The 20837-nt window shown below is 69.3% G+C and carries 17 protein-coding genes; 2 read left to right on the top strand and 15 right to left on the bottom strand.

Annotation, left to right across the window (positions count from 1 at the left end; genetic code table 11):
- Positions 1-145: 145 nt before the first annotated feature.
- Positions 146-1567 (top strand): lipase maturation factor family protein, encoded by a 1422-nt coding sequence (locus tag OO70_RS16535; protein ID WP_043672574.1) that lies wholly within the window; start codon positions 146-148, stop codon positions 1565-1567.
- Here OO70_RS16535 and OO70_RS16540 read toward each other — a convergent pair.
- Genes OO70_RS16540 through OO70_RS16575 form a run of 8 tightly spaced genes read right to left on the bottom strand, consistent with a single transcriptional unit; the run spans position 1555 to position 9467 of the window.
- Complete coding sequence (locus tag OO70_RS16540) at positions 1555-2394, bottom strand: amidohydrolase family protein (RefSeq protein WP_043670823.1); 840 nt, start codon at positions 2392-2394, stop codon at positions 1555-1557. The two genes, OO70_RS16535 and OO70_RS16540, sit on opposite strands and share 13 nt — an antisense overlap.
- Complete coding sequence (locus OO70_RS16545; protein WP_043670827.1) at positions 2391-2705, bottom strand: L-rhamnose mutarotase; 315 nt, start codon at positions 2703-2705, stop codon at positions 2391-2393. Before OO70_RS16545 ends, OO70_RS16540 begins: the two co-directional genes overlap by 4 nt.
- The gene (locus OO70_RS16550; RefSeq protein WP_043670830.1) at positions 2702-3709 is read right to left on the bottom strand and encodes an aldo/keto reductase; all 1008 of its coding nucleotides are present in this window, start codon (positions 3707-3709) and stop codon (positions 2702-2704) included. Before OO70_RS16550 ends, OO70_RS16545 begins: the two co-directional genes overlap by 4 nt.
- Positions 3706-4461, bottom strand: a complete 756-nt coding sequence (locus OO70_RS16555) for an SDR family NAD(P)-dependent oxidoreductase (protein ID WP_043670833.1) — start codon at positions 4459-4461, stop codon at positions 3706-3708. Before OO70_RS16555 ends, OO70_RS16550 begins: the two co-directional genes overlap by 4 nt.
- Positions 4458-5798 (bottom strand): L-fuconate dehydratase, encoded by a 1341-nt coding sequence (locus OO70_RS16560; RefSeq protein WP_043670840.1) that lies wholly within the window; start codon positions 5796-5798, stop codon positions 4458-4460. The genes OO70_RS16555 and OO70_RS16560 overlap by 4 nt, the downstream gene beginning before the upstream one ends.
- A 57-nt stretch (positions 5799-5855) precedes the next feature.
- A complete protein-coding gene (locus tag OO70_RS16565; RefSeq protein WP_043670843.1) occupies positions 5856-6884 on the bottom strand; it encodes an ABC transporter permease in 1029 nt (342 codons plus the stop codon).
- A complete protein-coding gene (locus OO70_RS16570) occupies positions 6877-8382 on the bottom strand; it encodes a sugar ABC transporter ATP-binding protein (protein WP_043670846.1) in 1506 nt (501 codons plus the stop codon). The genes OO70_RS16565 and OO70_RS16570 overlap by 8 nt, the downstream gene beginning before the upstream one ends.
- The gene (locus OO70_RS16575) at positions 8379-9467 is read right to left on the bottom strand and encodes a sugar ABC transporter substrate-binding protein (RefSeq protein ID WP_043670848.1); all 1089 of its coding nucleotides are present in this window, start codon (positions 9465-9467) and stop codon (positions 8379-8381) included. Before OO70_RS16575 ends, OO70_RS16570 begins: the two co-directional genes overlap by 4 nt.
- 163 nt (positions 9468-9630) lie before the next feature.
- On the opposite strand from OO70_RS16575, the gene OO70_RS16580 reads away from it, so the two are divergent.
- Positions 9631-10359: a FadR/GntR family transcriptional regulator gene (locus OO70_RS16580; protein WP_199827327.1), complete on the top strand. Its 729-nt coding sequence runs from the start codon at positions 9631-9633 to the stop codon at positions 10357-10359.
- 194 nt (positions 10360-10553) lie between these two features.
- Here OO70_RS16580 and OO70_RS16585 read toward each other — a convergent pair whose 3' ends face one another.
- Genes OO70_RS16585 through OO70_RS16615 form a run of 7 tightly spaced genes read right to left on the bottom strand, consistent with a single transcriptional unit; the run spans position 10554 to position 20580 of the window.
- Positions 10554-11021 (bottom strand): DUF4231 domain-containing protein, encoded by a 468-nt coding sequence (locus OO70_RS16585; RefSeq protein WP_051741293.1) that lies wholly within the window; start codon positions 11019-11021, stop codon positions 10554-10556.
- A gap of 47 nt (positions 11022-11068) precedes the next feature.
- Entirely contained in the window at positions 11069-14083 is a 3015-nt protein-coding gene (locus tag OO70_RS16590) for an alpha-mannosidase (RefSeq protein WP_043670850.1), read from the bottom strand.
- 42 nt (positions 14084-14125) lie between these two features.
- Positions 14126-16189 (bottom strand): endo-beta-N-acetylglucosaminidase, encoded by a 2064-nt coding sequence (locus OO70_RS16595; RefSeq protein ID WP_043670852.1) that lies wholly within the window; start codon positions 16187-16189, stop codon positions 14126-14128.
- Positions 16186-17442 (bottom strand): glycoside hydrolase 5 family protein, encoded by a 1257-nt coding sequence (locus tag OO70_RS16600; protein ID WP_106971688.1) that lies wholly within the window; start codon positions 17440-17442, stop codon positions 16186-16188. The genes OO70_RS16595 and OO70_RS16600 overlap by 4 nt, the downstream gene beginning before the upstream one ends.
- 46 nt (positions 17443-17488) lie before the next feature.
- Positions 17489-18391, bottom strand: coding sequence for a carbohydrate ABC transporter permease (locus OO70_RS16605; RefSeq protein ID WP_043670855.1), 903 nt, complete (start codon positions 18389-18391; stop codon positions 17489-17491).
- Positions 18388-19281, bottom strand: a complete 894-nt coding sequence (locus OO70_RS16610) for a carbohydrate ABC transporter permease (RefSeq protein WP_043670857.1) — start codon at positions 19279-19281, stop codon at positions 18388-18390. The genes OO70_RS16605 and OO70_RS16610 overlap by 4 nt, the downstream gene beginning before the upstream one ends.
- Positions 19282-19287: 6 nt before the next feature.
- Positions 19288-20580, bottom strand: a complete 1293-nt coding sequence (locus OO70_RS16615) for an ABC transporter substrate-binding protein (RefSeq protein WP_043670859.1) — start codon at positions 20578-20580, stop codon at positions 19288-19290.
- Positions 20581-20837 lie beyond the last annotated feature (257 nt).

Below are 20837 nucleotides of genomic sequence, written 5' to 3' on the forward strand. Positions count from 1 at the left end.
TTCTCCCGCCTCAAGCCGGGTGATTCGCCACTATTGTCTGCTTCACCCACTTGGGTTACGCAACCGGAGGCATGGAACGCGGAGAGTGACGGTCTACTGGGGCACGACGATGGAGGGAGGAGGGCACGTCGTGGGATGGTTCGTCGTGGGGTGGTTCACCGCACCCGACTACTGGCTGAGCCGACTGGTCTTCCAGCGGGCGCTGGCCGGTGTCTATCTGGTCGCGTTCCTCACGGCGGCCCTGCAGTTCCGCGCGCTGATCGGCGAGCGCGGCATGCTCCCGGTCCCCCGCTTCGTCGCCCGCATGCCGTTCAGGCGGGCCCCGAGCATCTTCCAACTCCACTACACGGACCGCTTCTTCGCGATCTGCGCATGGACGGGCTGCGCGGTGTCGACGGCACTGGCCGCCGGCCTCGACTCCCAACTCCCCCTCTGGGGTGGAATGTTGCTGTGGCTGCTGCCGTGGGCGCTGTATCTGTCGATCGTCAACGTCGGCCAGACCTGGTACGCGTTCGGCTGGGAGTCGCTGCTGCTGGAGGTCGGCTTCCTGGCCGTCTTCCTCGGCAACGACGAGGTGGCACCACCGGTCGTCGTGCTGTTCCTGCTGCGCTGGATCCTGTTCCGGGTCGAGTTCGGCGCGGGTCTCATCAAGCTGCGCGGCGACGCGTGCTGGCGGAAGCTGACCTGCCTGGACTTCCACCACGAGACGCAGCCGATGCCGGGTCCGCTGAGCTGGTTCTTCCACCACCTCCCCCGGCCGCTGCACCGGGTCGAGGTCGCCGCCAACCACCTCACCCAACTCGTCGTGCCCGTCCTGCTGTTCACCCCTCAGCCGATCGCGACGGCCGCCGCGTCCCTGATGATCGCCACCCAGCTGTGGCTGGTCCTGTCCGGCAACTTCTCCTGGCTGAACTGGATCACCATCGTGCTGGCCCTGTCCGCGATCAGGTTCCCGCACACACCGCCGCCGGTCCCCGGCCCGCCCCTCTGGTACGAGGCCGTGGTCCTCGCCGTCGCCGCCCTGCTGCTGTGGCTCAGCCACCGCCCGGTCCGCAACATGGTCTCCCGGCGCCAGATCATGAACCGCTCCTTCGACCCCCTCCATCTGGTCAACTCCTACGGCGCGTTCGGCAACGTCAGCCGTATCCGCCACGAGGTGGTGATCGAGGGCACGACCGACGCCGTACCCCGCGAGGACTCCGACTGGCGGGAGTACGAGTTCAAGGGCAAGCCCGGCGATCCACGGCGCTGGCCACGCCAGTTCGCGCCGTACCATCTGCGGCTCGACTGGATGATGTGGTTCGCGGCGCTCTCCCCCGGTTATGCCGACCCGTGGTTCGGCGCCCTGGTGGAGCGGCTCCTGGACAACGACCGCGACACGCTACGACTCCTGCGGCGCTCGCCGTTCCCGCCCGACGAACCGCCGCACTATGTCCGCGCCCGTCTCTTCCGCTACCGCTACACGAGTTGGCGGGAGTTGCGGGAGACGGGCGCGTGCTGGGAGCGGACGTTCGTGCGGGAGTATCTGCCGCCCACGCGGTTGGCGACGGCGACTCAGAGGTCGTAGACGCGGGTGGCCGTGCCCTCGAAGACATCGGCGCGTTCGGCAGCGCTGAGGTCGTCGGTCAACTCGCCTGCCGTGTCGGTGACTTCGCCGTAGGTTGCCGCCAGGGTGCACACCGGCCAGTCGGTGCCGAACATCAGGCGGCTCGGACCGAAGGCGTCGAGTGCGGTGTCCGCGTAGGGGTGCAGATCCTCCGTGCTCCAGGTCTTCCAGTCGGCCTCAGTGACCATGCCGGACAGTTTGCAGTACGTGTTGGGGAGCGCGGCGAGGGAGCGCAGGGATGTCGCCCAGGGTTCCAGTTGTCCCGAGGCGATGGGTGGCTTGCCCAAGTGGTCGAGGACGAACGTCAATTGGGGCAGGGAGGCGGCCACCTCGACGGCGGCCGGGAACTGTTGGGGCAGGACGAGCAGGTCGTAGACGAGCCCTGCGTGGGCCACTGCAGCGAGACCCTGGCGTACGTCCGGGCGCAGCAGCCAGTTCGGGTCGGGCTCGCCCTGCACCTGGTGGCGGATGCCCTTCAGGTAACGCCCGCCGGGGAGTTCGCGCAGGCGGGCCAGTTCGTCGGCGATGTCCGGGCGGGTGAGGTCGGTCCAGCCGACGACTCCGGCGATCAGGTCGTGCGTGTCGGCGAGGGCCAGGAACTCGGGGGTCTCCTCGGCGACGGTGATCGTCTGGACGAGGACGGTCCGGTCGACGCCGGCCGCCCGGGCCTCGGGTGCGAGGTCGGTGACGGTGAAGTCCCGGCGCAGGGGCTGGAGTTCGGGGCCGGTGATCCAGTCCTGGTCGCGGACCGAGAGGTCCCAGACGTGGTGGTGGGCGTCGACCGTCATGGCAGCTCCCATACGACGGGCAGGCCGGCGTCGGCGCCCTGGCTGGAGTAGTCGTGCACCACGTTCAGGAGCTGGGCCATGCGGGCCTGCCAGGCGACGTTCACCGGGAGCTGGTCCAACTCTGCGAGCAGGCGGGCGTAGTCGTCGCATTCCAGGACGTGGAAGAGGTCGGTGCCGCTGCGCCAGATCGTCCAGGAGGTGGCGCCGGCGGCGCGGATCGCGGCGGTGAGTTCCTTCGGGACGTCGAGATGGGCGCTCTCGTACTCGGCGATGCGGTCGGCGCGGACCTTGGTGTGCAGGGCGACTCTCATGACGGCTCCTCCGAGGGTCTCTCGGCGAGATCGGGAACAGGGGCGTCGGTCGACAGGAGGCCCGTGTCCCGCAGCTCCTGCCAGAACGCGGCGGGCACGGGGGCCGCGAACTGCTCGGCGCAGTCCCGTACTTCAGCCTCCGAACGGGCACCTACCAGGACGCTCGCCACGGCCGGGTGCGCGGCACAGAAGGCCAGGGCGGCGGCGCGCAGGGTCGTGCCGTGCCGCTCGGCTGCGGCTTTCATGCGCAGGGCTCGGTCCAGCAACTCGGCCGGTGCCTGGGCGTAGTTGTATGTCGCGTCCGGTTTCGGGTCCGCCAGCAGGCCGGAGTTGAAGGCACCGCCGACGACGACCGACTTGCCGCGTGCGACGGCGGACGGGAGCAGTTCGGTGAGCGCGCTCTGGTCGAGCAGGGTGTACCGCCCGGCGCACAGCACGACATCCACGTCCGTGTCCTGGACGAAGCGGGTGAGCATGCCGGTCTGGTTCATGCCCGCGCCGATCGCGCCGACGACGCCCTCCGCGCGGAGCTTCTCCAGGGCGGGATAGCCCTCGTGGAAGGCCTGTTCGGCATGGTCGTCGGGGTCGTGGAGGTAGACGATGTCGACGCGGTCGAGGCCGAGCCGTTCCAGGCTGGCGTCCAGTGTGCGGCGTATCCCGTCCGCGCTGAAGTCCCAGACGCGGCGCTGTGTGGCGGGCACGGCGAAGCCGTTGGCGAGGTCGTCGCCGGTCACCGTGTCCACGGGTTCCAGGCGGCGGCCGACCTTGGTGGAGATCGTGTACTCCGCGCGCGGGCGGTCGCGCAGCGCGGCTCCGAGTCGGCGCTCGGAGAGGCCGATGCCGTAGTGGGGCGCGGTGTCGAAGTAGCGGATGCCCTGCTGCCAGGCGGTGTCGACGGCTCTGTGCGCCTGTTCGTCGTCGACTTCGGTGAACAGGTTGCCGAGAGGGGCGGCGCCGAGGCCGAGCCCGCCGACCTCGACACCGCTCGCGCCGAGGGTGGTCACTGGCCCACCGGCCTCAGCCGCAGCCCCTGCATGCCGCCGTCCACGGCCAGCGAGGTGCCGGTGGTGGCGCCGGACAGCGGGCTCGCCAAGTAGGCGATGGCGCCCGCGACTTCGGCCGCCGAGACAAGGCGGCCGGAGGGCTGGCGGGCGGCGAGGGCGGCGCGTTCGGCGGCCGGGTCGGAGGCCGAGTCGAGGAGGCGGCCGACCCAAGGAGTGTCCGCCGTACCGGGGTTGACGCAGTTGACGCGGACGCCCTCGCGGAGGTGGTCGGCGGCCATGGCGAGGGTGAGGGAGTACACGGCACCCTTGGTGGCGCTGTAGAGGGCACGTTGGGGAAGTCCCGCCGTGGCGGCGATGGAGCAGGTGTTGACGATCGCCGCGTGGGACGACTCGCGCAGATGCGGGAGCGCGGCCCGGGCGACGCGGACCATGCCGAGGACGTTCACGTTGAAGACGCGGTGCCACTCCTCGTCGTCGTTGTCCTCGACGGTGCCCTGGGCGCCGATGCCCGCGTTGTTGACCACCACGTCGAGTCCGCCGAGGTCGGCGACGGCGGACGCCACCGCCTGCCGTACGGAGGCGTCGTCGGTGACGTCGGCACGGTAGCCGAGCAGCGGCTTCTCGACGCTGCTGGGGTCGAGGTCGAGCACGGCGACCAATGCGCCGCGCTCGGCGAGGAGTTCGGCGGTGGCCCGGCCGATGCCGGAGGCGCCGCCGGTGACCAGGGCCTTGAGGCCCTCGAAGTCGGTCATGCCGCGTGTCCCTTCTGGCGGTCGAGGTCGGCGGCCCAGAAGGTGCCGTCGGGGAACGTGTAGCGCGCGATGGACTCGGGCCGCATGGTGGCCGAGAAGCCCGGTGTGGTGGGTGCCATGTAGTGACCTTCGCGGATCACCACCGGATCGAGGAAGTGGTCGTGCAGATGATCGACGTACTCGATGACACGGTCGTCGGTGGTGCCGGAGACGGCGAGGTAGTCGAACATCGAGAGATGCTGGACGAGTTCGCACAGTCCGACACCGCCCGCGTGCGGGCAGACGGGGATGCCGAACTTCGCGGCGAGCAGCAGGATCGCGAGGTTCTCGTTGACTCCGCCCACGCGGGCCGCGTCTATCTGGAGGATGTCGAGGGCGCCGGCCTGGAGCAGCTGCTTGAACACGATGCGGTTCTGGACGTGTTCGCCGGTGGCGACCTTGACCGGGGCGACGGCCGCGCGGATCGTGGCGTGACCGAGGACGTCGTCGGGGCTGGTGGGTTCCTCGATCCAGTACGGGTCGAACTCGGCGAGTGCCTTGGTCCAGCGGATCGCCTCGGCCACGTCCCAGCGCTGGTTGGCGTCGATCGCCATCCGGATGTCGGGCCCGACCACCGAACGAGCCACCCTGCAACGGCGGATGTCGTCGTCGAGATCGGCGCCGACCTTCAGCTTGATCTGCCGGAAGCCGTCGGCGACGGCCTGCGCCGCGAGCCGCGTGAGCTTCTCGTCGTCGTAGCCGAGCCAGCCGGCGGAGGTGGTGTAGGCGGGGAAGCCGCGCTCCGACAGGATCTTCCTACGGCCCTCCGCGCCCGCCCTGCCACGGCGCAGGATGTCCAGCGCCTCCTCGGGCGTCAGCGCGTCGGTGATGTACCTGAAGTCGATCTGACTGACGAGCCATTCGGGGTCGGCGTCGGCGAGGAGCTGCCACAGGGGCTTGCCGGCGCGCTTGGCGGTGAGGTCCCAGGCCGCGTTCATCACGGCGCCGATCGCCATGTGCATCACGCCCTTCTCGGGCCCCAGCCAGCGGAGTTGGCTGTCGCCGATCAGCTCGCGGTTCAACGACCCGGGATCCGCGCAGAGTTCGTCGACCGACCGGCCGATCACATGGTCCCGCAGCGCGCCGATCGCGGCGACCTGGACATCATTGCCCCGCCCGATGGTGAAGGAGAACCCGTGCCCCTCGTGCCCGTCGGCCGCGTCGGTGCGCAGCACGACGTACGCGGCCGAGTAGTCGGGGTCCGGGTTCATCGCGTCGGAGCCATCGAGCTCGCGCGAGGTGGGGAAACGGATGTCGTAGGTGTCGACCGCGATGACGCGGGCGGGGGTCGGGGACACGGAAGGCCTTTCGGTCGGGTACAGGGATCCGGTGCCGTGCGGGTGCCGGAGGGGGTCCTAGTCCTGGGCTCGGCCTGTCGTCACGCGGGCGATCATGAGGGCGACCAGGATGATCCCGCCGTAGATGGCCTGGATCCAGAAGGACGGGACCTGGGCGAGGGTGAGGAGGTTCTGGACAACTCCCAGGAGGAGTACGCCCGTTAGCGCGCCGAACATCGTGCCCTTGCCGCCGTCGAGGCTGATGCCGCCGATGACCGCGGCCGCCATGACGGTGAAGATCATGTTGTTGCCCTGGTTGGCGCTGATCGCGCCGACGTAACCGGTCTGCATGATGCCGCCGACCGAGGCGAGGACGCCGGCGACGACGGAGACCCCGAGGAGCATCCGGTCGACGCGGATACCGGCCGCGCGGGCCGCCTCCTGGTTGCCGCCGATCGCGTACAGGGCGCGGCCGACGCGGTGGTACTTCAGTACGAACCCGGCGACCGCGAAGCAGACGGCGGCCAGCCACACCGACATCGGGACGTTGAGGAAGGTGCTGGTGGCCAGGGTGAAGAAGGAGTCCGGCATCCCGAACAGCGTCTTGCCCTTGGTGGCGCCGACCAGTAGACCCCGCAGCACGATCAGCATCGCGAGGGTGACGATGAAGGCGTTGAGCTTGAACTTCACCACGAGGATGCCGTTGAAGGCGCCGATGATCCCGCCCACGACGAGGATCGCGACGAGGGCGAGCGGCGCCGACCATTCCGTGCCCCAGCCGGACTCGGCCGTCGGCAGGACCAGCAGGGCGCCGATGGCGGGCGCGATGCCGACCACCGACTCCAGCGACAGGTCGATCTTGCCGGTGATGAGGATCAGCGACTCGGCGAGGACCACCATCGCGAGCGCGGCGGAGGCGCCCAGGATGGAGATCAGGTTCCGTTCGGTGAGGAACGAGTCGTTGACGATCGCGCCCAGCACCAGGAGCACCAACAGGGCTGGTACGAGGGCGAGTTCGCGGGCCCGGCGGAGCAGGACCGTGCGGGCCGAGCCCGCCCCGGTGGCGCGGGGGGCGGCGAGCGGCGGGGCCGCCTTGGTGTCAGCCATGGTCCACTCCTTCGATGGAGGCGATCAGCTCGTGGTCGCGCCAGCCCGCCGGGTGCTCGGCGACGACACGGCCGTGGAAGAGGACGAGGACGCGGTCGCAGCGCCGCAGGTCGTCGAGTTCGTCGGAGACGACGAGCACGGCGGTGCCGTCGTCGCGGGCGCTGTCCATACGGGCGAGCAGTGACTCCTTGGACTTCACGTCGACGCCCGCGGTGGGGTTGATGAGGACCAGCAGCCTCGGGTCGGAGGCGAGCGCGCGGGCCATGACGACCTTCTGCGCGTTGCCGCCGGACAGGTCGGAGACGGGCTGTTCGGGGCCCTCGGTGTGGATGTCGAGGCGGTCGATCAGCTCGGTGGCGAACGCGCGCTTGCGCTCGGTGCCGACGAACCCGAAACGGCCGAGCCGGTCCAGGACCGTCATGGTGGCGTTGTCCCCGATGGACATGCCGAAGACCAGCCCCTGCCCGTGCCGGTCACGCGGTACGCACCCGACACCGGCCTTGAGCGCGGCCTGCACATCCCCGAACGGCAGCTTCTCGCCGTCGAGTTGGGCAGTTCCGGCGGTCGGCGTGTACAGCCCCGTGAAGGACTCGGCCAGCTCGACCTTGCCGCTGCCACTGGACCCGGCGAGTCCGACCACCTCGCCGCGACGGACGGTGAGGTCGACGTTCTCGTACGACTCGGAGGTGAGCCCTCGTGCGTCGAGGAGAACGGGTGCCGCGTCGTCCAACTCCCTGAGCTGCACCTCCAGTTCAGCGATCGACTCCCCCGCCATGGCCTCCACGAGGGCCTGGCGCGGAAGGTCGGCGACCGGTGCGGTCGTGATCCAACGGGCGTCGCGCAGCACGGTCACGGTCTGGCACACCTCGTACACCTCCTGGAGGTGGTGCGAGATGAACAGGAAGGTGACGCCCGACTCCTGGAGTGCGCGCATGCGGGTGAAGAGGCGCTCGATCTCCCGGTTGTCGAGCTGGGCGGTCGGTTCGTCGAGGACGATAAACCGGGCACCGAAGCTCAACGCCCTTGCTATCTCGACCATTTGGCGGTCCTCGACCTTGAGGTCGGCGGTGCGCGCCTCCGGGTCGACGTGCACGTCCCAGGTGTCGAGGAGTTCGGCGGCCTCGGTGCGGAGCCTGCGCCAGCTGATGATTCCGCCGCGGGAGGTCGGCTGACGGTTTATGAAGAGGTTCTCGGCGACCGTCAACTCGGGGACCACGGTGGGCTTTTGATAGACGCAGGCGACCTTGCTGCGCCAGGCGTCGCGGTCGGTGAGCGGGGGCGCCGGCTCGCCGTCGAAACGAACCGTGCCCTCGTCGGGGGCCTGTAGTCCGGTGAGGACGGTGACGAGGGTGGACTTGCCGGCGCCGTTGCGGCCGACGAGGGCGTGGGACTCGCCCGGCAGCACGGTCAGTTGACCGTCGGCGAGGGCGACGGTGGGGCCGTACCGCTTGACGATTCCCGTCGCCTCCACCAGCGGAGTGGTCAGTGGGCTGCTCATTTGACCGTGTTGCCCCAGAGCTTGGGATCGTCGACGTTGTCCTTGGTGACCAGGGGCGCGGGCAACTGGTCCTCGAGGATGCCGCTGGGCAGCTTGACGATCGTGGAGTCGTGGTCGGTGGGGCCGGGCTTGAAGGTCTTCCCCGCCATCGCGGCCTTGATGTAGTACATGCCGTACTTGGCGTAGGCGTCGGCCGGTTGGGACACGGTGGCGTCGATCTCGCCCTTGCGGATCGCGTCGAACTCCTGCGGAATGCCGTCGTTCGAGACGATCACGATGTGCCCGGCCTTGCCCGCCGTCTTCAGCATGCCCTTGGACTTGAGGGTCTGGAGGGTGGGCGCGAGGTAGACGCCGCCCGCCTGCATGTAGATGCCCTTGATGTCGGGGTTGGCGTTGAGGAGCGTGTCGAGCTTGGAGGCCGCGGTGTCGGACTCCCACTTGGCGGGGATCTCCAGGACCTTGAGCTTCGGGTACTTTTCCTTGACGCAGGCCCTGAACGCCTCCGACCGGTCACGGCCGTTGACGGACGCCAGATCGCCCATGATCTGCACGACCTTGCCGCTGGTGATGTGCGCCCCGAGGTATTCGCAGGCCTTCTCGCCGTACGCGACGTTGTCGGCGCGTACGACCATCGCGACCTTGCCCTTGTCGGGCGCCACGTCGACCGCGACGACCGGGACACCCTTGCGTTCGGCCTGGTCGAGGCCGGCTTCGATGGCGGCACTGTCCAGCGGGGCGACGACCAGGCCCTTGACGCCCTGGTTCAGCTCGTTGTTGATGTCGGTGATCTGCTGCGAGGGGTCGCTGTTGGAGTTGACCGTCTTGAGCGCGTCGACGCCTTCGGACTTCGCCATCTTCGGCACGTAGTCGTTGTACGACTGCCAGAACGGCGAGGTCAGCAGGGGCAGGATCACCCCCACCTTGCCGGTACCACTGCTGCCGCCGGCGCTGGAGGCACCGGTGTCCTTGGTGCTGCCGCATGCCGTGAGCGCGAGGGTGCCGCACGCGGCCGCTGCCGTCGCACGCACCGCCCACGCGGTCAGTCGTCTGCCTTGCCGTCCGTTCCGCACTGTGCTGCCGGCCATCTGTCGGGCTCCTCATCGAGCGTGTTCGAGCAGTTGCCGGAATATTTATCAGACCACTTCGGGGCTGCAACACCCTCAGGAGCCAAAAATTCGCAGTTTCGGGCCGTAGTGGTCCGACCACATCCGTGACTAGACTGCGCGGACCGGCGACAGGAGGAGTGGCGTGGACGAGACCCTGCCGAGTGAGACGGACCCGGTGGCCGCTCCGCCGAAGGGCACGGTGACGCAGCGCGCCATCGACTCGATCAAGGCGCTGATCGGCGAGGGCCGCCTGGAGCCGGGCCAGCGCCTGCCGACCGAACGCGATCTCGCGGCCCAACTGGGCATCTCCCGCAGCTCGATGCGCGAGGCGATCCGCGCGCTCACGGTGCTGGGCGTACTGGAGGCCCGGCACGGTTCGGGCATCTACGTCACGCAGTTGGAGGCCGGCGACCTGCTGGAGACCTTCGGTGTCGTCGCCGACCTCTCACGCGGCCCGGGTCTGGTGGAGCTGCTGGAGGTCCGCCGCATCCTGGAGTCGACGGCGACGGCACTGGCCGCTGCGCGCATCACGCCGGACCAACTGGCCGAGGTCGAGAAGCACCTCACGGCGATGAACGCCACCGACGACCCCGAGGAGATCCTCGCCCACGACCTCGCCTTCCACCGCGAGATCGCGGCCGCGGCCGGTAACGAGACCATGGCCGCGATCCTGGAGGGCCTCTCGTCCAGGACGTTCCGCGCCCGCGTCTGGCGCGGCTACCAGGAGGAGGGCGCCTTCGCCCGCACCCGCCGCGAACACGCCGCCATCCACCGGGCGTTGGTGGCACGCGACCCGGAGGCGGCACGGGCGGCGGCGGCTTCGCATGTAGGCGAGGTCGAGGAGTGGCTGCGGGCGCAACTCGCGCCCTAGGAGCGGGGTTCAGTCGCCCTGGCATACGGCCGTGCTGGGCGTGACGGTCCCACGGCGAACACTCGCCCCTGGAGGACTGAGCCTCGAAGGGGCGAGTCCTCCAGGGGCGCGGGGCTGCATCGATATGCGGCTCCGCCGCGCGGGCGCGACCAGCCCCCACACACCCGCAGCGGAAATCCGCCCTGCCCCAGCCCTCAACCGCCGGAGGCAGGCCGCGGCGGTTCCCCCCTCTGCCCCTGAACCTCCGCCCATCCCCGCAGTTCGCTGGTGCCCACCTCGTCGACCGCCCGGTGCAGCGCGGCCCGCGCATCCGCGTCGCGCTCGGCCTGCGGGAGCAACAGGTAGTGGTCGATCGCCCGTCGCAGCGACTCCCGCGCCTGTGCCGCCAGGACCCAACGCGAACCCGGGCTGAAGAGTTGGCGCATGCCGGTGAAGAAGACGGCGCCGCCTGCGATGAGGGCGGTAAGCCAGGCGGGCGCGTGCAGGCCCGCCGCCACGACCGTCGCGGACGTGGCGGCGAGGGCACCGAGTTCCGTCGTGTAGTGCAACCACCTCGCCCGGTCGCACGCCCCCGCGTAGAACTCCAACTCCTGGCGGGCGAGCGCCAGTAGCGGATCCGGTTGCGAGGCCCAGGCCTGACCGACGGCCGTTCTTCGTCTCATCGCCACATCATCGGGCGATCACGGCCGCCGGCGAAAGCCGTACCGGGTCAGGAACGTCGGAGCCGCAGCGTCACCAGCTCGAACGGCCGCAGCCGCAGGGCGAGTTGCTCGCCCTCGCGAGTCACCTCCTTGGCATCGGCCGACGGACGTTCCAGCAGGTCGGTGACCTCCACGGAGTCGAAGGGGAAACCCATCGTCAGCGTCGCCCTGGCCCGTCCCCCATGGGCCTCGTGGAACCGGACCACGACATCCCCGCTCCCGTCGTCCGCCAACTTCACCGCGGTGACCACGACCGCGTCCCGGTCCACGCTCACGAGCGGGGCGACCTCCTGCCCGCCCGTGACCCGTCGCTCCGGCAGGTTGATCCGCCAGCCCTCGCGCACCGCGTCGCCGATGCCCGCACCCGGTACCAGTGCGTGCCGGAAGCGGTGGACGCCCTGGTCGGTCTCGGGGTCCGGGAAGCGCGGGGCGCGGAGGAGGGAGACGCGGACCGTGGTGGTCGTACCGGAGTCGCCGTCGGTACGGACCGTACGGGTCACGTCGTGGCCGTACGTCGAGTCGTTGACGACGGCGACGCCCCAGCCGGGCTCCTCCAGGTGGACGAAGCGGTGGTTGCAGGCCTCGAACTTGGCCGCCTCCCACGAGGTGTTGGTGTGGGTGGGGCGGTGAAAGTGCCCGAACTGGGTCTCGGACGCGTACCGTTCGGCGTGCACGTCCAGCGGGAAGGCGAGCTTGAGGAACTTCTCGGTCTCGTGCCAGTCGACCTCGGTGTCGATGAGCAGCCGCCGCTCCCCTGGGGCGAGGGACAGCAGTTGGGTCACGCGAGACGCGCCGAAGGACCGTACGATCCGCACCGCTGTCCCCTCGGCGACGACCTCCTCCGCGTCCGTGAGGTCCGTGACCGTGTTGCGGTAGAACTCGTCGACGTCCCAGGCGTCCCACATGTTGGGGAAATCCGGGTGGAGTTGGAGCAGGTTGGCGGCCCGGCCGGGGGCGATGGTCTCGCGGTCGGCTTCGATGTCGTAGGCGGAGACGACGAGGCCGCGGGCATCGATCTCGACGCGGAGCAGGCCGTTCTCCAGGACGTGTCCGCCGCCGACCCGTGACGCGAGTGCCGTCTCGCCCTGGACTGCCGGAAGCTGAGCGCCGCCCGCGGGGACGCCGTCGCGGGTGTGGGGCGCCGAGTTGAACACCAACTCCCGCGATCCCTCCCCCGCCAGCGCACGCTGGGCCGCGTCGATGATGCCGTTCAGCTCGGCGGCCAGCCCCTCGTACGTCTTCCGCGCCTCCCGGTGCACCCAGGCGATGGACGAGCCGGGCAGGATGTCGTGGAACTGGTGCAGCAGCACCGTCTTCCAGATCCGGTCCAAGTCCTCGTACGGATAAGGGAATCCGGCCCGGACCGCTGCCGTGGCCGCCCACAGCTCGGCCTCGCGCAGGAGGTGTTCGCTGCGGCGGTTGCCCTGCTTGGTCTTGGCCTGGCTGGTGAGGGTGGCGCGGTGGAGTTCGAGGTACAACTCCCCGACCCAGACCGGGGGTTCGGGGTATTCCGCCTCGGCCTTCTCGAAGAACTCCTTCGGGGTCTCCCAGGCCACGGTCGCCGAACCCTCAAGGTCGTGCAGGCGGGCCGCCTTGGCGACCATCTCGCGCGTCGTGCCGCCGCCTCCGTCACCCCAGCCGGTGGGCGCGAGGGAGTGCCGGGCGACTCCCTTGTCCTTGAAGTTGCGTGCCGCGTGGGCGATTTCGCGACCTTGCATGGAGCAGTTGTAGGTGTCGACGGGCGGGAAGTGGGTGAAGATCCGGGTGCCGTCGATGCCTTCCCAACGGAAGGTGTGGTGCGGGAACTTGTTCGTCTGCGACCAGGAGATCTTCTGTGTCAGCAGCCACTTGGAGCCGGCTGCCTTGATGATCTGTGGGAGCCCGGCGGCGAAGCCGAAGGTGTCGGGCAGCCAGGCCTCCTCGTTCTCGATGCCGAACTCGTCGAGGAAGAACCGCTTCCCGTGCACGAACTGACGGGCCATCGCCTCCGAGCCCGGCATGTTGGTGTCCGACTCCACCCACATCCCACCGGCCGGCACGAACCGCCCGTCCGCCACCGCCTTCTTGACCCGCGCCCACACCTCGGGCCGGTGCTCCTTCACCCAGGCCCACTGCTGGGCCTGCGACATGGCGAAGATGAAGTCGGGCTCGTCCTCCAGCAACGCGGTCATGTTGGACGTCGTACGGGCCACCTTGCGGACCGTCTCCCGCAGCGGCCACAGCCACGCGGAATCGATGTGGGCGTGCCCGATGGCGCTGATCCGGTGCGCGGACGGGACTGCGGGCGTGGACAGGGCGGCCGTCAGGTGTGAACGGGCGCGCTCCGCCGTGCCGTTGACGTCCTGGAGGTCCACGGCGTCCAGCGCCTTCTCGATGGCCCGCAGCAGGTCCCACCGGCGGGCTGAGTCCACCGGCAGCTCGGCCATCAGCTCGCCGAGGACCTCGAGATCGAGGACGAGTTGCCAGACGTTCTCGTCGAGGACGGCGAGGTCCATGCGGGTGAGCGTGTACTGGGGTTCGCTGCCGGCGGTCTCCTTGTCACCCAACTGCGTGGGCAGGAAGGGGTGGTAGTCGAGGACGACGGGGTTGGACGCGGCCTCGACGTACAGCCGCACCTCCTCGCCGCCGGCGACCGGCGCGCCGATGCGGACCCACTGGTTGCGCGGGTTGAGGCCCTTCACCGGCGTGCCGTCGGGCCGGTAGACGAGGCCCTCGCACTGGAAGCCTGGCATGTTCTCGTCGAAGCCGAGGTCGAGCAGCGCCTCGACGGTCTTCCCGGCCCACTCCTGAGGGACGGTCCCGGTGACGCGGAACCAACTGGTCCCCCATGGAGCACCCCACCGGGCACCCACCTCGATCGGTTCGGGTACGGCAGCGAGCCCCTCGGCGACGGGCACCGGCTCACCGGGCGCGTGCCAGACGGCCACCTCCAGCGGCACTGACTCGGGGTACACGGCGGGGCGGATGCGCTCTTCGAGGACTCGCTTGAGGCGGGCTTCGACCAGGCTGCGGTCGTCATGCATGTGGGGTGCTCCGTAGCTCGGTTGCGGGTGGGGTTACGGGTGTTACCAGGTGTACGAGACGGTCACGGGGGCCGACGCTGTGTAGAGCTCCCCTGTGGCACGCAGTTCGAACCACGCCGCCGGCTCGCCCTGTTCGGCCACCAGCCCGCCGACGTAGAACGCGCGCTGGCAGGTGCCGCCGAGGAAGCGCCTGGTGCCGTCGGGCAGGAGGCGGTGGAGCGTGTAGTGGCGTACGGCGCCGAGCGCGGCGTCCCAGGCGAAGCGCAGGTTGCCTCCGGTGGCGGCGGTGATCCGCAGGTTGGAGGGGGCCCCGGGCGGCTCGGTGTCGTTGACATCGCGAACAGCGAGACCGCCGAGCCGCCAGTTCACAGTGCTCCCGCTCGCGTCGGCCGCGGTGAGACGTACACCGATCGCGTGCAACGTGCCGGAGAGCCCCGTGAGCGGCACGGTCACCGTCTGCCAGCCGTTGACGGCCTGCACCGCCTGCGCATCGTCGACCGAGTTCACAGGCAGATATGTGTACGGCGGTGTCGACCCCGCCGTGCTCGGCTCGGCCGTGGCGACGGCCAACTCGACGTTCACAGTGCCGGTGTCGGTGCGGAACGTCAGGTCGACAACCGTGTCAACACCGATCGCCAGCTGTGAACCGTACAGATCCACCGTGGTCGGTTGATCCAGTACACCCGAGACCAGCACACTGCTGCCGCCCCGCCACGCGTTCGCGAAGTCGAGGGTCACAGTGGGCCGTTGTCCCGCCGTCCGTACCGCCCACCGCCGGGACGGCAGCCGGTCCTGGAGCCCCAGGTGGTTCCATGCCGCGTCCGAGGTGACCGCCCCGTCCTCGTACCAGCGCAGCCCGTGCCCGGTGTTGAAGACGCTCGCGAACGGCAGCGCGCCGCCCACCGTCGACCGGTCCGCGACCGACACCGCCGGCGCCCGCCAAGGGTCCGTGCTGTCCGGCGTCGACGGGTCGAGCGAGCGGCCGGTCCAGAACCGGTCGTCCGCCGCGTGGAAGTCACCGGGGGTGCGGGTCGCGGGCAGGTGGTTGCGCGTCCACTCGGGCCGGTAGAAGCCGATCGACGTGATGTGCGCCTTGGTCATCGGCACCATCGCGTCCCAACTCACCGACGAATTCGACCCGTTGGACTCGACGTCGACGCCCGCCCACAACTCGTAGCGGCTGCGCCCGAGCCCGTCCGCCTTCGTCCCGGACGCGGCCAGCGTGCTCGCGCTCCACCGGAAGTCGATGAACATGTCGTTCGCGGCCTGGAAGAACGCCTGGTTCGAGGTGTTCAGCGCGCCCTGCCAACTGACCGTCCCGTTCACGGTCATCGCGTCGTACCAGGTCACCCGCTGCCCCTGCGCGGCGGCGAGGGACTTCAACTCGGTCACGAAGCCCTGCATGTCCGTGCCGAGCGCGGTGTTCCCGCCGCTGGTCTCGGCGTTGACGAACCACCCGTCGAAGCCGTACGCGGCGGCGACCGCGACGAGTTGGGCGGCCAGCGGGTAGTGCCCGGCGGAGTCCTTCTGGACCAGGTCGCGGGTCCACTGGAGCTGTCCGCCGTAGGCGACGGGCGGCAGGAAGATGTTGCCGAGGACGGGCACGCCGTGCCGGTGGGCGGCGTCGACGATGGGGGCGTTCGGGGCGAGAATGATGCCCTCGCCCGACGAGCCGCCCCAGAAGACGAGTTCGTCGAGGTAGGACCAGTGGGTGAGGGCGTAGTAGTCGGCGGTGGCCGCGCCCTGGGAGGGGTTGCTCGACGTCGGTCCGAAGGAGACCAGGGACTGGATGCGGGCCTGCCCGGAGCGCGCGGTGCTGTTCGCGGGGGTCGGGGTGAAGCGTGCGGCCAGGGGGACGGCGGCGGCGTTGAAGGCGAGGTCCGTGTCCGAGGCGGCGGTCCAGGTCTTCAGGCTGTTCCAGGTGATGCCGGTGCCCGGGGTGCCGGAGGGCAGGGAGTCCGGGTACCAGTAACTGGCGTACGGCGGGGTCGCGCTGGCCTCGGCCTGCTGCTGGGCGGCGAGGGCGGGCGTGGGCAGTTGGGGCAGGAGGGTCGCTGCCGCGCCGGCGAGGAGGACGGTGCGTCTGGTGGGGCGTCCGGGGTTCACGAGCTGGTGTCTCCTTGTGGGGTGGGGAGTACCTGGTCGGGAGTGACGACCTCGGTGATGCCGCGCGCGGCGAGGTGTTCCTTGTCGTCCACGCGCACGTCGAGAACGGTCGCCGGGCGGGCTCCGTCGGCGACGAGTCGGAAGTAGGCGTCGAAGACCGGCCCGCCGGGAGCGCAGACCGAGCGGACCGCCGGATCGGCGGGCACGACGAGCGCCGTGGTGCGGGTGGCGGGTGTGTACGTCGGCTCACGGGCCGCCTCTGCCAGCACCAGCGCGATGTCCTTGGGTTGCCGGTCGTTGGTCAACAGGCCCAGCCCGTATTCGAGTTCGGGGAAGTCTGCGAGGTCGCGGGACACGTCGTGGGAGCACCACCAGGTGATGCCCCAGAGGTCGGGGCAGTCAAGGGCGTTGGCGATGGTCGCCTCGGCGAAGGCCGCCGCGTGCTCGGCGGGTACGAGCGGCTGGGGCGCGCCGACCTCCTGGAGCCAGACGGGCCGGTGCGGTTCGTCGGCCCATGCCTTGCTCAACTCGACGAGATAGGCGGCGTGATGCTCGCTCGGCACCGAACTACGCCCGTGGCGTTGGGCGGTGCCGTTGAAGACCCAGGAGTGGACGGCCGTCATCGCGCCGCGGCGGGCGGCCTGGGCCGGGGTGAACGGCATGTCGTCCTGGTACCAGGTCGCGTCGTACTCGGCGTGCAGATGCGGCTTGCCGGGCGCACCCTCCGCACAGGCGGCGAGCATCCGCTCCAGCCAGGCCTCGATCTGCCCCTCCGTCGCCCGGTCTGGGTCCGGATGCGGGCCCGCCGAGAACTGGTTGACCTCGTTGCCGAGGGTCATGCCGATGAAGTTCGGGCGGTCGGCGAGGGCGGCGGCGAGCGTACGCAGATAGGCGGCCTGGCCGTCGAGGACGTCCGGGTCGGTGAAGAGATTGCGCCGGTGCCAGGTGCGGGTCCAGGCCGGCAGGTAGTCGAAACTGCTCAAGTGCCCTTGCAGACCGTCCACGTTGACGTCGAGCCCGCGCTCACCGGCCGCGTCGACGAGCTGAACGAGTTGCTCGACGGCACGCGGGCGGATCAGGGTCCGGTTGGGCTGGAAGTACGGCCACAGCGGGAACACCCGGACGTGGTCGAGGCCCAGCTCGGCGATCGAGTCGAGGTCGGCGCGTACGGAGTCGAGGTCGAAGTCGAGCCAGTGGTGGAACCACCCTTGGCTGGGCGTGTAGTTGACGCCGAAGCGCACGGCAGAAGACATCGGGATCCTGGTTCTGTGGTGCGTACGGGAGGGGTTCAACCGGCGGTCAGCCCTTCACGGCGCCTTCGCCCACGCCCCGGAAGAAGTACCGCTGGAGGCAGGCGAAGAGGGCGATCAGTGGTGCCACGGCGATGACCGTGCCGGCGGCCACAAGGCGTTCGTCGTTGGCGAAGGTGCCGTGCAGATAGTTGAGTCCGATGGTGAGCGTGAACTTGGACGGGTCGCTGAGCACGATGAGCGGCCACAGGAAGTCGTCCCAGGCGCCCATGAAGGCGAAGATCGCGACGACGGCGACGGTGCCCTTCACGGACGGCAGCGCGATCCGCAGGAACCGCTGCCACACGTTGGCGCCGTCGACGTAGGCCGCTTCCTCGATCTCGTAGGGCAGGTTGAGGAAGGCGTTGCGCATCAGCAGGACGTTCATCGCGCCGATGCAGCCCGGGAGGACCACCCCGATCAGGGTGTTGTTGAGGCCCAGCTCCCGCATGGTGGTGAACTGGGCGATGATGATGCCCTCCACCGGCACGAGCATCGCGAGGATGAAGACGAGGGTGGCCACGCGGCGGCCCCGGTAGCGCAGCCGGGCCAGCGCGTACCCGGCGAGTGCCGAACCGACGCAGTTCGTCACGACGTTGGCGGAGGCGACCTTCAGCGAGTTGAAGGCGTAGTCCCAGACGGGGATGGTGTCGGCGACCCGCTTGTAGTTGTGCAGGGTGGGGTGTTCGGGGAGGAAGGTCGGCGGTGAGCTGTAGATGTCCTCGGTCGGGCCCTTGAGCGAGGTGGAGAGCTGCCACAGGAAAGGGCCGACGGTGATGGCGAGGACGGCGAGCAACAGCGTGTAGCGCAGGGCGAGTTCCCAGACGCGGATGCGGCGGCCGTGCTCGTCGGTGACACGCGGCTCACGAACAGCGGCCCTCTCGACGGGCCTTGCGCGCTCGATGACACTCAAGCGTCCTCCCTCCGATCGGCCCGCAGGACCAGCAGCATCAACGCGACGGTGACGACGAAGACGACCACCGAGAGGGCCGAGGCGTAACCGACCCGCCCCGTCAGACCCGTACCCGTGCGCTGGACAAGCATCACGAGGGTGGTGTCCTCGCCCGCCGGTCCGCCGCTCGGGCCCGCCATCAGATAGACCTCGGAGAACACCTTGAAGGCGGCCACCGAGGACAGCGCACCCACCAGCACCATCGTGGAACGGACGGCGGGCACGGTGACCGTGAAGAAGCGGCGGATCGCGCCCGCGCCGTCGACCGACGCGGCCTCGTGCAGTTCACGCGGCACGTTGGCGAGCGCGGCCAGATAAATGATCATGTAGTAGCCGAGGCCCTTCCACACCGTGACGGCCATGGCGCTGAACAGCAGCAGCCACTGGTCGCTGAGGAAGCCGATCCGGCCGACCCCGATCGTCTCCAACAGCGAGTTGACCAGGCCGCGTTCGTCCAGCAGCCACACCCAGATCAGCCCGACCACGACGATCGACGCGACGACCGGCGTGTAGAAGGCGGACCGGAAGAAGGTGATGCCGGGGATGTTCTTCTGCACCAACAGGGCGAGCAGCAGCGGGAGTACGACGAGTGCGGGGACCACTCCGACGATGTACAGGGTGCTGTTGCGCAGGCCGGTCCAGAACATGTCGTCGTGCCACAGCTCGCGGAAGTTCGCGAAGCCGACGAAGTGGCCCGGTATCAGCGTGCGCCGGTCGGTGAAGGCGTTGGCCAGCGTGGAGCCGAACGGGTAGAGGATGAAGACGCCGGTGATCAGCAGTCCGGGGGCGGCGAACAGCCAGGGGCTGGTGGGCAGTTGGCGCCGCACCCGGGAGACGGTGGAGAGGGCCATCGCGGACTATCCCTGCTGCTGGAGAAGCGTGTCGCACTGCTTGACAGCGTTGTCAAGAGCCGTCTTGGGGCTCTCCTTGCCTTGCAGCGCCTTGGCCACCTCGTTGCGCAGCGCGGTCTTCATCTGCTCGCTGAACAGCACCGGCGTGTAATTCACCGCGTTCTTCAGGGACTTGGCGGCGGCGATCCGCACCCGTGTCTCGTCGGTGCCGTCCTCCTTGGTGAAGTACGGGTCGTCGAGGGAGCCGGCGGTGCTCGGGAAGATGGCGACCTTCTTCGCGAACGACATCTGCTGCTGAGCGTCGGTGACGTAGTGCGCGAAGGCCACGGAGGCGGCCGTGTGCTTGGTCTTGGAGTTGACCATCACGCCCATCACGTACATGTTGACGTGCCCGGTGCTGGTGATCTGGTCGGTGATGCCGATGTTCTTGTACAGGGTGGGCGCCTGCTTCTTGAAGTTGTCGAGGTCCAGGGCGCTGCCGGGGTTCATGGCGACGGCCCCGGTGAGGAACTTCTTGCCGGACGACTCGGGGGTGGCGGTGAGCGCCTGCGGGTCGAGGGCCTTCGCGTCGTACAACTCCTTGTACTTGGTGAGGAGTTCGATGCCCTTGGCGTCGTTGAAGGCGAAGGCGGTGCCCGCCTTGTTCATGAGCTCGACGCCGTAGCGGCCGAAGTCCTCGACGGTGGGGACGTTGGCGAGGGTGGCGACCTTGCCGTCGGTCTTCTGCGCCAACTGGAGTGCGTCGGCGAAGAGTTCGTCGTACGTCGTCGGCGGCTGGTCGGGGTCGAGTCCGGCCTGCTTGAACAGGGACTTGTTGTAGAAGAGCGGGCCGGTGTTCAGGTACCAGGGGAAGGCGTACGTGCCGGTCATGCCCGGTATCTGGTGGCTGGCCCAAGCACCGGGCAGGTACTCGCTCTTGTACTTGGCGGCCGCCTTGTCGAGGTCGAGCGCGAGGCCCGCCTTGGCGAGCGGGGCGACCAGGTCAGGGGAGACGTTGACGACGTCGGGCAGGGTGCCGCCGGCGGCGTCCGCGCTGATCTTGTCGGCGTAGCCCTCGGCGGGCTGGTCGATCCACTTCACATGGGTGCCGGGGTACTTCTTCTCGAAGCCGGAGACCACGCCCTCGAAGTACGACTTGAAGTTGGCGCGGAGGTTCCAGGTCTGGAAGGTGATGTCGCCCTCGACCTTGCCCGAGGCGTCGGTCGATCCGCCGTCGTCTCCCCCGGAGCCGCAGGCGCTCAGCGGCATGAGGACTACGGCGGCGGCAGCGGCGGCGAAGACTCTGCGGGAGATGCGCACGGAGGGTGGCTCCTTTGCGGTGGGGGTGGCCAATCGTGCCGGGGCAGACCTTGCACGCTGTCCGGCAGGCGAGTCAATGGATTCTGCTCAGCTAAATTCATTAGTTGGCCCGATCCGGCCAACATCCCTGATCAGAGAGGTGTGTTGGCATTCTTGCGGTGGATCACTAATGCGCTTTAGGGTGTGCTGACTCAAGCGCATTAGTGCGTGGTACCGGTGGAATGGAGTGCAGGCTTGTCAGGCAAGCGGTCGCCCGC

Source organism: Streptomyces xylophagus (assembly GCF_000716435.1).
Classification (GTDB): domain Bacteria; phylum Actinomycetota; class Actinomycetes; order Streptomycetales; family Streptomycetaceae; genus Streptomyces; species Streptomyces xylophagus.